This window comes from Bacillus sp. UNC322MFChir4.1 (assembly GCF_000746135.1).
Taxonomy (GTDB): Bacteria; Bacillota; Bacilli; order Bacillales; family Bacillaceae_G; genus Bacillus_A.
Genome location: NZ_JQKQ01000010.1, coordinates 202,401 through 215,299 on the forward strand (window position 1 = coordinate 202,401; position 12,899 = coordinate 215,299).

The 12,899-nt window shown below is 34.8% G+C and carries 11 protein-coding genes and 1 pseudogene; 2 read left to right on the top strand and 10 right to left on the bottom strand.

Annotated features, from left to right (window positions below):
* Positions 1-109 precede the first annotated feature (109 nt).
* From BR72_RS04035 to BR72_RS04065, 7 genes are all read right to left on the bottom strand, one after another.
* On the bottom strand, positions 110-1,621 hold the full coding sequence (locus BR72_RS04035; protein WP_035430362.1) for an ABC transporter permease/substrate-binding protein: 1,512 nt from the start codon (positions 1,619-1,621) through the stop codon (positions 110-112).
* Between the two features lie 3 nt (positions 1,622-1,624).
* On the bottom strand, positions 1,625-2,578 hold the full coding sequence (locus BR72_RS04040; RefSeq protein ID WP_035430363.1) for an ABC transporter ATP-binding protein: 954 nt from the start codon (positions 2,576-2,578) through the stop codon (positions 1,625-1,627).
* Positions 2,579-2,679: 101 nt separating this feature from the next.
* A complete protein-coding gene (locus BR72_RS04045) occupies positions 2,680-3,234 on the bottom strand; it encodes a YdcF family protein (RefSeq protein ID WP_035430364.1) in 555 nt (184 codons plus the stop codon).
* A 286-nt stretch (positions 3,235-3,520) separates the two neighbouring features.
* Positions 3,521-4,750, bottom strand: a complete 1,230-nt coding sequence (locus tag BR72_RS04050) for an MFS transporter (RefSeq protein WP_035430365.1) — start codon at positions 4,748-4,750, stop codon at positions 3,521-3,523.
* Between the two features lies 1 nt (position 4,751).
* Positions 4,752-5,288: an NADPH-dependent FMN reductase gene (locus BR72_RS04055; RefSeq protein WP_035430366.1), complete on the bottom strand. Its 537-nt coding sequence runs from the start codon at positions 5,286-5,288 to the stop codon at positions 4,752-4,754.
* 155 nt (positions 5,289-5,443) lie between these two features.
* Positions 5,444-6,079 (bottom strand): response regulator, encoded by a 636-nt coding sequence (locus tag BR72_RS04060; RefSeq protein WP_035430368.1) that lies wholly within the window; start codon positions 6,077-6,079, stop codon positions 5,444-5,446.
* A gap of 14 nt (positions 6,080-6,093) precedes the next feature.
* Positions 6,094-7,212 (bottom strand): GAF domain-containing sensor histidine kinase, encoded by a 1,119-nt coding sequence (locus BR72_RS04065; RefSeq protein WP_035430430.1) that lies wholly within the window; start codon positions 7,210-7,212, stop codon positions 6,094-6,096.
* A 195-nt stretch (positions 7,213-7,407) separates the two neighbouring features.
* Here BR72_RS04065 and BR72_RS04070 point away from each other — a divergent pair, with 195 nt between their 5' ends.
* Positions 7,408-7,998 (top strand): class I SAM-dependent methyltransferase, encoded by a 591-nt coding sequence (locus tag BR72_RS04070; protein ID WP_035430369.1) that lies wholly within the window; start codon positions 7,408-7,410, stop codon positions 7,996-7,998.
* 42 nt (positions 7,999-8,040) lie between these two features.
* On the opposite strand, the pseudogene BR72_RS25265 reads toward BR72_RS04070, so the two are convergent.
* Positions 8,041-8,187: pseudogene (locus BR72_RS25265) on the bottom strand (isochorismatase family protein); the annotation flags it as partial.
* A gap of 505 nt (positions 8,188-8,692) precedes the next feature.
* On the opposite strand from BR72_RS25265, the gene BR72_RS04075 reads away from it, so the two are divergent.
* A complete protein-coding gene (locus BR72_RS04075) occupies positions 8,693-9,079 on the top strand; it encodes a sunset domain-containing protein (protein WP_051957211.1) in 387 nt (128 codons plus the stop codon).
* 53 nt (positions 9,080-9,132) lie between these two features.
* Here the strand turns inward: BR72_RS04075 and BR72_RS04080 are convergent, their stop codons facing one another.
* Together BR72_RS04080 and BR72_RS04085 are read right to left on the bottom strand one after the other, a co-directional pair.
* Positions 9,133-10,962 (bottom strand): DUF2357 domain-containing protein, encoded by a 1,830-nt coding sequence (locus BR72_RS04080; protein WP_035430370.1) that lies wholly within the window; start codon positions 10,960-10,962, stop codon positions 9,133-9,135.
* Positions 10,946-12,898 carry an McrB family protein gene (locus tag BR72_RS04085; RefSeq protein ID WP_035430371.1) on the bottom strand — a complete coding sequence of 651 codons (1,953 nt, stop codon included), beginning with the start codon at positions 12,896-12,898 and terminating at the stop codon, positions 10,946-10,948. Before BR72_RS04085 ends, BR72_RS04080 begins: the two co-directional genes overlap by 17 nt.
* Position 12,899: the final 1 nt, after the last annotated feature.

The window sequence follows — 12,899 nt, forward strand, 5'->3', positions numbered from 1 at the left end:
AGAAAACGAGCAAAAATGGAATACTTTTTCGAAAAAAAGTATAAGTATGCATAAAAAAGGTCGTTTATTTTTATATAAACGACCTTTTTTTTGCATTTGTAAATTAATTCTATTTTAATAATCCTTCTTTTCGTAAAAAATCTTTTGCTACATTCTCCGCTGCTTTCCCTTTTACGTTCACTTCATAATTCATTTTACGCATTTCTTCATCAGTAATTTTCCCTGCAAGTTTATTTAATGATTTTTCAATTTCCGGATATTTCTTTAACGTTTCTTCACGCAATAATGGCGCTCCTTGATATGGCGGAAACAGCCCTTTATCATCTTCTAGTACTTGCATACCGTATTGCTGTAATTCACTGTCTGTTGAATAGGCATCAATGAGATTCACATCGCCAGATTGAATAGCACTATACCGCAGCTTTGGTTCCATTGTTTTTAAATTAGGAAACTGTATATTATAAAGTGTTTGTATTCCTTTATATCCATCTTCACGATCTGCAAATTCAAGCGTAAATCCAGCTTTCATATGAGAAGAAACATTTTTCAAGTCAGAAATTGTCTTAATGTTATACTGCGTCGCTATTTGTTTTGGGACTGCTAACGCGTACGTGTTATTATATTGCATTGGCTTTAATAGCCTCATATTAAATTTCTTCTCCATCCCATTTCGTGCCTGCTCATATACTTCTTGACGATCTTTATTTTTTGGTTCTTCTTTTACGAACGTTGATAAAGCCGTTCCTGAAAACTCTGGATAAATATCGATTTCTTTAGATTTTAATGCCTCAAATACAAATGATGTTTTTCCAAACCCAGGTTTTACTTCTACATTTAAATCCGTATCTTGTTCGATTAATTGTTTATACATCTGAATTAAAATTTCCGGTTCTGAACCAAGTTTACCAGCGATTATAATGTCTTTCTTTTGTGTACTCCAAAGAAATGGTGTGATGATGATTCCAACTACAACGGCAATTGTAACAATTATTCGTTTTGGTGAACGTCTTACATGCAAGATCATGCGCAGCACACCATCAAAAAATAATGCTAATAATGCAGCCGGAATAGCACCTAATAAAATTAGAGCATGGTCATTCCGATCAATTCCAAGTAGAATAAGCTTCCCTAACCCTCCTGCTCCAATTAAAGCAGCTAATGTCGCTGTACCAACAATTAGTACCATTGCGGTCCGAATCCCTGCCATAATAATAGGCCAAGCAAGTGGTATTTCTATCTTCCATAACCGTCTCCAACCGTTCATTCCCATTGCTTCTGCTGCCTCAATAAGCGATGGATCTAGTTCACGAATCCCTGTGTATGTATTTCTTAAAATAGGAAGCAGTGCATAAATCACAAGGGCAATTATAGCTGGGAATTTCCCGATACCAACTAATGGAATTAACAATCCAAGAAGGGCCAAAGAAGGAATCGTTTGCATCACAGCAGAAGTACCAATTACCCATTCAGCAATACGCTCTTTTCTAGTTAACAAAATTCCAAGTGGAACTGCAATAAGAATTGCAAAAAATAAGGAAATCAACGAAATTTGCAAATGTTCTAAAAGGGCACTTAACAATTCTTGTTTACGCTCTTGCATCGTTTGTAAAATGGTTGTCACTTTCTATGCCCTCACTTTCATTTGCTCTACTATGTACTGAACGATATGCTGACTTGTTAAAGTACCAATATATGTACCATTTTCTTCGACGGGTATTTCTTTTTCGTGTTCTAAACGAAGTAAAGCATCATGTAGGGAAACTTTAGTCGAAAGTGGATAACCATCACCTTGTTTCCCTTCTTGTGCTAATATTGATACTATATCTTCTACTTTTTTATGATCATACCAGGATAATCGTGGTCTCCCAATAAATTCTTCTACAAATTTATTTGCGGGATTTTGTATAATTGCTTCCGGCGTATCAAGTTGGACAACTTTCCCATCTTTCATTATACAAATACGATCACCAAGCGCTAACGCTTCTTGCATATCATGAGTTACGAAAACAATTGTTTTTTGAATCTTTTTTTGCAAGTCTACCAAATCACGCTGCAGCTGCTCACGGCTTAAAGGATCTAGCGCACTAAACGGTTCATCCATTAAAACTATTTTCGGATTAGCAGCAAGTGCTCGCACAACGCCGACACGCTGCTTTTGACCGCCAGATAATTCATCTGGCATACGATCCCTATATATATGAGGATCTAACCCTACCATTTCTAATAACTCATCAACACGCTCTTGAATTTTCGCTTTACTCCATTTGCGCATTTCTGGAACAACCGCAATGTTTTCTGCAATTGTCATATGCGGAAATAGCGCAATTTGTTGTAATACATATCCAATATCCCATCGTAATTCATGAATGTTATAATCCCGAATATTTTTCCCATCAATAAAAATTGAACCTTCTGTTGTTTCAATCAATCGATTGATCATTTTCATTGTCGTAGTTTTTCCACATCCACTCGGGCCGATTAAAACAAAAAATTCTCCTTTACGGATCTCTAGCTGCAACGAATCTACAGCCTTCGTTTTATCATCAAACGTTTTTGAAACGCGTTCAAATCGAATCACAAATACAACTCCTTTTTCATTCTTTCCTCTATTCTTACGGAATTTTGAGCTATTTTCAAATGATTTGCCTTCTCAAAATAAAAAGAGCTCTATTTTGAGCTCTAATAATCGTTTAAAATTGTCTTTATGATTGCCGCATATTCACGTATATATGCCTTTTTTCTCGAACGCTTTGGCGTCGGTGCAGCAAGTGCTTCCATCTTCATACCTAAGCGGTCTGCAATAATTTTTGCTCGGTATAAATGGTAGGTGTTACTGACTACAACCGCATGCTTTATCTCATATAAATCCTTAGAAAACTTTATATTTTCATATGTACTCGTAGAACGATCTTCAAGTAAAATTCTTTCTTTTCCAATACCGTTTTCCATTAAATAGCGGCTCATACTAAGCGCCTCTGAAATATCTTCATCGTCTCCTTGTCCACCAGATACAACTACCTTTACTTTTGGATGCGAATGTAAATAGCCTAGCGCTACATCTAATCGATTTTGTAGTGATAACGATGGTTTATCACCAAATAGTTTCGCACCTAAAATTAAAACATACGGTGCTGTATGACTTACTTTCTCATTAGCAATTCTCTTCATGCGATATGTGATATACACAACGTATACTGGCGGCATTAACAACAGTAATAATAACCATTTATTCATATAGCAGTTCTCTCCCTTTTTTATATTATATAAAAGAAAAAGATGCTACAGAAGTATTTTACCTACATTTATTAAATTTCAAAAAAATAGCGAGGAGTCAATCCTCGCCACCTTCCCTACCCTTGACGCTGTCCTGCATTTTGAGCATTGCGTGCTTTCTTTGAAGACGTATGATCTTGCGTTTGATTACCTTTATGCTTCGCTGAACCTAATGCTTTTGTTTTTCCCATATCAATTCACACCTTTTTTAAATATTACATCTATAGGATGTGTTTTAGATTCGTTACTATACAACCGTTTTTTTGGTAATATGAATTCGTTCTTGCCGCTGCATTTTCACATATGAAAACGCAATACATGTTGCGCTAATTAATAATAGGCTCAGTGCATAAAACGGCACCATGACACCGATTTGAGACACAAACGTTGTAAAGGCAATAAGAAGAATAACTCGTACACCTGTACCAACAAATCGAAATAGACTATCAACACGCCCAACTATTTCATTTGGAACCTCTTCCATCATAAGCACACTTCGCGCAACACGTGTTCCTGCATTTCCCATCGCCTTAAAAATAGCAAGGCCGTATAATAAGTAAACGGATGGTTGTATAATCATTACGGTAATTGAAATTGTATATATGAGCATCGTGAATACAATAGATACTTCTGTTTTTACATATTTCATAAGAATTGGAATGCCAATTCCCGCAAGCATCGCACCAATACCGTACATCATTCCTTCTGTACCATATACCGATCCATTTGCCTTTAGTACGTCTGAAATATATACAGGCATTAAATAATTTGTCATCATCACACCGATAAACGGCATATATGTCGCAAATAAAAACCAAAATAATCGCTTTCTTTGCTTCATAAAATGAACACCTTCAAAAATTTGTTTTACGAATGGTTGTTTTCCCACTTTTGTTCTCTGTTTTGTATACGGAATAAACGATAATAAAATAAATGCTCCTACATAAGATATCATATTGATCAATAAAATCCATTTCACATCGACAATTGCAATCATAAGACTTGCAACAGCACCTGCGATGACTTGTGTTAACTGTCCCTGTATTTCCATCGTTCCACTTAATGATTTATAATGCTCCGGTGCAAACACTTCTTGGTTAAATGCGAAAATGTTCGGATAAAACACTAAGTAATAAAATGAACCTGTTATATACAGCACAATGTAATGGATTGTTTCATAGGAGTGACCTGTAAATCCCCAACATACCATAGCTAAGGCAGCGATTGCTCCAATGGCTTCATTCACTAAGAGCAACGTTTTACGAGAAAAACGATCAATACAATGTCCGATAAACGGTGTACACAAAAACATAAAAAGTGTAGACATAATTGAAATATAACCGAACGTTGTATTTCCACCTGGCGACGATACAAGCAGCCACGAAATCGTAATCATTGTAATCCCAGAGCCAATCGCTGATAGGCTATTGGCTCCAAGAATATAGTACAACCGAGAATCACGGTAAAGAGATGACATATTAATCAGCTCCTAACTGTTTTTTCAGTTCTGGAAAAATGCTCATGTATCCTTTCAGTTCTTTTAACAAATCCGCAATTAGCGGTTTCGCATCTTCTCCTAATTCTCCGTTTTGCACATGAAGACTATCAATAACAACTTGTTTCGGAATCACATTTGCATATACTCCTCTTGCCACGATGCGCATACTATTTAATGCATTTATACCGCCTTTACCGCCGCCTGCAACTGCAAGAAGACCAACCGGCTTATGCATAAACTCACTGCTTCCAAGAAAATCAAATGCATTTTTTAGTGCACCGCTCATCGCATTATGATATTCCGGCGTGCATAGTACAACACCATCTGCCTCTTTTACAAGTTTCTTTAATTTTGCTACTGCCTGTAATTCATATTGAGAATTTTCTCCGTTATATAATGGAAGTGCCTCAACAGCTAAATCATATAATTCTCCGTTAAAAGTCTGTGCAATATGCTTTGCAATGACGCGAGTTTTACCGGATTTACGTGGTGTACCATTAATAACAACTAGTTTCATACTTATTTCTCTCCCTTGTTTGAATTTGTATATTTATCTTATCAGAAAATTCCCTCTTATAAACCGTAAGAAAGATGGAAACCATTTGAGAAAATAGTATGAATAAGCAAAAACAGAAACTCATACTTTCGTATGAGTTTCTGTCATTACGCTTCCTATACAACACCATGTTTCACCGCATACAAGGCTGCTTGCGTTCGATCATCTACATGTAATTTAGCTAGGACATTGGAAACATGTGTTTTCACAGTTTGTTCTGTAATATGTAACTCTACTGCAATTTCTTTATTACTTCTTCCTTTGGCGATTTCACGCAACACTTCTTTTTCTCGCTTCGTTAACATAGATAAATGATCTTGCTTGATCTCCATTGCCGCAGGACGACCTAATAAGGCAGGTGTTACTTTTGGATGAAAATTCGCATTCCCTTGATAAACCGCAATAATAGAAGCTACAAGTTGATCCGGTTGCACTTCTTTTAATTGATATCCATCTGCACCTGCTTCTATTGCTGGAAGAACATAATCTTGTTCTGAAAAACTGCTTAACATTAGTATTTTAATAGATGAGTCATATTGTTTTATACGCTTCGTTGCTTCAATTCCGTCCACTTTCGGCATCGACACATCCATTAATACAACATCAGGTCGTTCTGTTTGAATAAATTGTAATGCCTCTTCTCCATCTCCCACTTCACCAATAATGTCAAATTCTTCTTTTGTCTTTAAAAAGAAAACAAGTCCCCTTCGGACAATATGATGATCTTCTACAAGCAGTAATTTAATTTTCAATATTTGTCTCCCCTTTATACCGGTAACTGAATCTCAATCTTCGTTCCTTCACCTAGTTTCGTTTGAATATGAAACTTTCCTTTCAACAACTCAATGCGTTCCTTCATATTTTTTAAACCAAGCGCAGAATCTCTTACTTTTTCTTTCATAAACCCTATTCCGTTATCCTCAATTTGAAACTTCAACATATTATTTTCTATTTTTAAATGTACAAATACGTTTTCGCAAGAAGCATGTTTTTTACAATTATGAAGCGCTTCTTGACTAACACGCCATAACATTTCTTCTATTTCATCGTCTATCGAAATAACTCCATCAATTCGCATAATTACATGAATACCAAGGAGCTTTCCATAATTTCGAATTGCTTCAGCAAGACCTTTTTCTAAACCCTCAGGCCGTAACTGCCAAATTAATAATGTCATCTCTTGCAGTGCCTCTTGTGATAACTCTCCTATATACGTTAACATCTCCTTTAATTCTGTATTCTTCGTCATATCCATTGTTCCTCGAGCTGTTAACATAATTGAAAAAAGAAGCTGTTTAACAGAATCATGTAAATCACGTGCTAGGCGATTTCTTTCGGCAACGACTACATATTTCCGTTCCTTCTCAACTAGCCTAATCCGTTGAATCGTTGTCCCAATTTGAAAAGCAATCGCTTCTAATAAAGCTAATTCTTCTTCTGCAAAGTGCGTTTTATGAGGAGAAGCAACATTTAATAATCCAAACCTCTCCCCTCCTGCCTGAAGTGGAATCGTCGCATGATGCGTAATACTCTCTGTTTCTCCCCATTCATATTCAATCGCATCTTCTATACGCTTACATTCAATAATATTTGTTGCTTTTTGCAAACGCCCCGCAACAAATCGATCAATACACCAACAATCACCTTCGCACATTGGTTTCTTTTCTTCCCATGTAAGTGCTGGTGGTAAATTTGTATCAACGAGCATTCGATGTGTTCCTTTTTCATCAATAAAAAAAATCCACCCTGTTTGTAAATTCATGACTTGCAAGAGCGTATGCAATACTTTTTCTAACATTTTCTGCAAATCAGTCGCTTCATTTAATAACTCCGCAATTTCTTTTAACGCTTGCAATCGATGCATTTGTTTTTCATTTTCATTCATGTTCATCACCATTTCCTATTATAACATTAAGAAATTTCTAAATACTATAAATGAAACAAAACTCCTATATCCTTTTCTTTTGGATAGTATTCTTTAAGAAAGGAATTTGAAAATGGTGTAAAGAAGATATACAGTGAGAAGTTCTATAAGAAAAAATTTTTTTACATAAAAATAAAAAAGAAAGGTGATAAAAAATTGAGTGTTTTGAATAAATTAATTAAACAAGCTAAAAATCCACAAGGTTTTGTCGGCTCATCTATGTTATGCATCATGAATGTCGCTCATACTAGTATGACAAAATGGGCTTTAAGTAAGGTGAAAATTAGTGAGCGTGCAATCATGCTTGATATAGGGTGCGGCGGTGGAAAAACAATACATACTCTCTCTAAAATGAATCCGGATGGAAAAATATATGGTATAGATTATTCCAAACAAGCCGTAGAAAACTCTATCAAAATGAATAAAAAAGATGTGGATTCAGGAAAAGTGCTTATAAAACAAGCAAGCGTATCGGCTATACCTTTTTTAAATGACTTTTTTGATATGATTACTGCTTTTCAAACCCATTATTTTTGGCCCAATTTAGAGAATGATGTAAAAGAAGTATTTCGAGTATTAAAACCAAATGGTTATTTTCTCATTGTCGCTGAGCACTATAAAATAAAGTATCATATGACAAAATTCAAAACGGAAACAGATATAGAAAAATTGCTAAAAGAAACGGGATATAACAATGTGATATTCCATGAATATAGGGGATCGATTTGTATCGTTGCAAGAAAATAACAAAACCGCCAAAATTTCTATTTTTCTGGCGGTTTTTTCTTCTTACTCTACTTTAGCTTGTAGACAAGACTTTACATGCTGCAGGGCAAACTTATGCCCTTGTTCATTTAATGATGCAAATGCTTTTTCATACACGACAATACGGAATCCTTTATTATAGGCATCAATTGCTGTATGTAACACACAAATGTATGAATACATGGTATATCTTAAAAACGCCTTCGAGCTTGTCGGAACAAGATTTTTTACAACTTATAATGCAAATTTATTTCAAAAGGACAAAATGGTATATAAATTTGCTTAGCATATGTTTTCGTTAATATGTTGATGGGACTTCTTAAAGGCTGGATTAATATAATTTTTACAAACAAAAATGGACCTTTAAAAGAGGTCCTTTATTTCTTACAAAAAATTAACACTATTATTTAACATAGCCTAATCAAAAGAAAAACCAAAGACCACTGTATTTTCAGTCTTTAGTTTTTCTCATGTAATTAAAGCATCTGCGACAAAAACAAAATATTATGGTTTAATGATAACTTTCCCACCTACTCTTGTCATTGCTATTGCTTCAGTCACTTTGATGCCGTTAGTTGATGTATCTCTATAAAAGGCATCCAACGCTTCAACCGACCACTCTGCGTCTTTTAATTTACTAGCTTATGTGTATGTAGATGGTCAGATGATAAATAAGATGTTACTAGAAAAGGGATTAGCAAGGGTTGCCTATGTATATGCACCAAACACAACTCACATCGATGAGTTTAATGCAATTCAAAAAGAAGCTCAGAAAAAAGAAATTGGGATATGGAGCATTGAAAATTATGCTGCTAATGATTTCAACACAAGTTCTTCAACAAGTTCTAATCATCCTAAAACAAATTCTATCCCTTCTCCAAACAATTCAAACGATAATAAAGAAAGCAACGTAGATTGTAAGGGGAAAATCAAAGGTAATGCAAACAGTAAGATTTATCATATTCCTGGCGGGGATTTTTATGATAAAACAACAAATCACATTGTCTGGTTTTGCACAGAAAAAGAAGCGCAAGAAAATGGATATGTAAAATCAAAACGTTAAAAAAAGCACTTAAAAAAGTGCTTTTTTCATTAACTATATTATGCATCTTGATATTACACCCGTTGGTGAAACAGCTTATGATAAGCATCTACTACCTTTTGAATCGCATCTGCAATACCAAGATAAAATTCGTCTTTATTTTCTAACGGCGTTAATTCCATCAAACGAACCTGGTAATTCTCCATAGGATTTTTAGGTTGTGTACTAACCTTATGCTTTGGATAAACTGCCCAAACTTCACGTATCGGTCTAAATATATGCCATTGGTCCGGAGACGCGTTCTTATATAGGAAAGAAGAATTCATATTGGCTCGATAAGAAATTAATTGTCGCATAACTTCTGTTTGTTTTCTCGCTGACAATGAATTACTATCCCATATAAAATACAAAGGTCTGTATTTGAAATCGACCATAATTGTTCCAATATATTCATCAAGTTCATATATATCCATTCGAACATCTGGACGAGTATGTGGTCCATCTGCATAAATCGGTTTATCCAGAACTGTCATTTCCTTATCGAATGGTAAGATTTCATCATAAACCAAACGCAATCGAATATTTTCTTTCTTAAACTCAATTGTAGTTCCTGGTTCTAAAAAAGGAACCGTAATTGCTTTAGAATTAAGATTTGTATCGAAAATCCAACCTTTTACTACTTCAAAACCAACATTTTCGTTTTGTAACCCATTTACCAATTGTAAAAATCCCCAAATTTCATACAATAAATCTGTTCGTTTCCAATAGTAATCATAATTGGTATCCAGTGTAATGGACAATTCTTCATTTTTTAATAAACGATACAGTTGATATAATTGTCGATATCTCAGGTCTAAATGAAGCGCATGAGGAATGCTCAACATTTGTGCTTCTTCTACTTCTTCCAGCCAATCTTCTTTTAATACAATCAAGCATTCACTTCTCACTTGTCGAACGAATCGTTCATATTCTAACAATTCATCTAATACTTTAGATTTCAAACGAATTTGGACGCTCTCATCGTGACGAAAGCGCTGAAAACGCTGTTCTTTTTTAATTTCTTGTTGTACTTTTTCTTTATGGTCATGGAGATATACCAATAAATCGTTCATTTCTCGTGAGATAAAACGCATAATTTTTTTAATCCATTGATTTTCTAATAAGTTATGATTTCTAGTATGTTTAGGTGTATAAACATAATCTCGACTTTCCGGATGTCTAGAACGATAACGAATACTAGTAGCATCAACAATTCCAGCTTTTCCTTCTGGAACCAAATCATATTCTTTACGAATCCGCATACGGGGTTCGGATTGAATAGATTTTAAAGAGTTAATCCATTTCAAGTAATTCTTTTTAACAATATATAATTTCCGAAGAATATGAATGGGAATTGGAAGTGAACTATTAATTCCAAGACTCGCATTTTTTCGTATCAAATCCTGCGCTAATCCATTCAACGTTTCTTCAACGTCTTCACGCATCGAAACCCATTGTTCTTCTGTAATTTGTTTTGGTTGTACCTTGAGCCAAGAATAGTACGCTACATCTTGCACAACTACCTTAATTCGATAATATCCAGGGATGAGCGGATAATACTCATTAGATTTTTTCGGGTCGTTTGAATACTTGAATAAATATATAGGACTTATTTCAGGAGATACATAGGCAACATCGTCATCCCCAATTAATAATTTCCAAGAAGGGAGGGTATCCAACCCATCCATATAAAGCCGGGCTGTTTCATCCTCACAAATAAAATCTAACGATAAATTTTTGTTCTCCACAACTTCTGGTACCTGTTCATTTTCGATTCTATACAAAAGCTTTTCATCCATCACAAAGCTAGTAATAGGTACCTCTTTTTCATTTTGTCGAAAAACAACTTTAAACGGTATGACCATATAAACGTAACTCCTTCGCTTTTTCCGCTATCAATTTTCGTGTTTGTTTAAATTCATAGGAAGTTGGCATAGTAAATAATAATTCTAACAATTTACTGTTCTCTACTTTTCTTGTGTCTGAATTATACTGACCAAGTAATTCAGTAAATTGTTCATCCGACCCGCGAATTTTTGTTAAAACACGTTGTACTAACTGGATATCAAAAGCTTCTTCCCTACTAAGAGGAGCGTTTAACGGAATGTTATTTAGGAAATTGCTGATTTGACGAATAATACGCCATCCGATTCCTAAGTTTCGACTGCAATTTTGTAATTCAATGTGCAAATCCCAGAGGAACTTAGATTCATTTTCATGTAATGAAATTTCACGTTCTTTTCTTTTGAATGTTTCGTATTCATCAAATGTAAATGGCTCTGAATTCGGTATAAATGATTCTTGTTTACGTTGTTCTTCCATTTGTAGCACATTGGAATATGGCTGCATGTTTAAAGTAATTACATTTGCTCGGTCTAATACCTTATCAGAGAATTGGAATGTAGATTCATCAAGATTTACAGTTCCAACAAAAATCACGTTACTTCCTATACGTAAAGTAGGAGGAAATACATTTTGGTTGTAGATTCTTGCACTAAACTCTTCATTATACAAACGCAAGATTCGTTTATTTTCTTCCAGCTCAAGTACCGATAAGAATTGTGAGAAATAATGTTCAACGCGCGCAAGATTCATTTCGTCAAAGCAAACGATATGCAAGTCTTCACTATAATCTTTAGCGTGAGCTAAGATATTCATCACACCGGAATCTCCTGGGCGATATACGTTATGTAATGTATCTAAATACCCAATTACATCTGCATCATCTTGCCAAAACGGACGAACCGGTACAAATAACATTTGGTCTTTGTTTAGTTTCAAAGCATTTGCATAACATTGGACAAGCTTTGATTTTCCAGTACCACTCATACCCGCTAAAATTACAAGACTTCCCGTTTTCATTGCAGTATGGAAATTATATAAATCCTTAGTATCATAGTAGAGTCCTAAACGTTTGCATTCATTTTGAAATACTTCCATAAACTCATGTTCTCTGTAACCAACATAGTGTTCTTCGGGTGTAACAGTTTCTACAGGTTCGTCATCTAATAATTGCTCTTTTGGAGCGTCTTGTGTTTCTAATCCGCCAATAGGTTCTCCATGTTCTTCAAGCAAACCTTGCAATTCATCGTATTGTTTTGAATCCATGAAAAGAATCTGGTCATGCACATAACTATTCATGACATATTCCATTTGTAAATTGATTGAATTCACTTGGTTTGATGATGTATGGAATCGAAAACCACCATGAGCGTAATCATGTTTTTCAAATGAACCGTATAGTGTATATTCTTGCTTGTCTGATTGGTTTTTCCATAAAATCATAGATGGAGTGTCATCATCATCCTTAGAAAGTTGTTTATTGTCTCCTATATATTTTTTACCCTGTAATTGTTGTTCAAATATCTCTTTTGTACGTTCAGTTGTTTCTTCTGAAAAGATTGGAATCGGGTCCAAAATTGTACCAGGACGGAAAGAATCGGACTTTTTAACAATATTTACATCCCTTGCAACATGATACTCCATTCCTCCGCTTGGTTTTTTTAAATCCACTTTAAAAAAGAGGATATAGCGATTCAAAAAATCGCGAAGCGCTTGTATTCTGTCGAATTTGCTCATAGTAATATCATCATAAAACCCGCAATTATTTAACTCATCCACATAACAACACACATCTGTTACCTGACGAGGAAAATTTTCAGGCGGTGTAGAAATGATTCGTATATAAAATTGCAAACTATCGTTTCGATTAATAATAACAGAACTTCTTCCTGTTGAAACCTCTCCGTCATTTGCTAAAATCCCTGCAAAATCAATATCCCATTTTTTTGCTCCGTACATG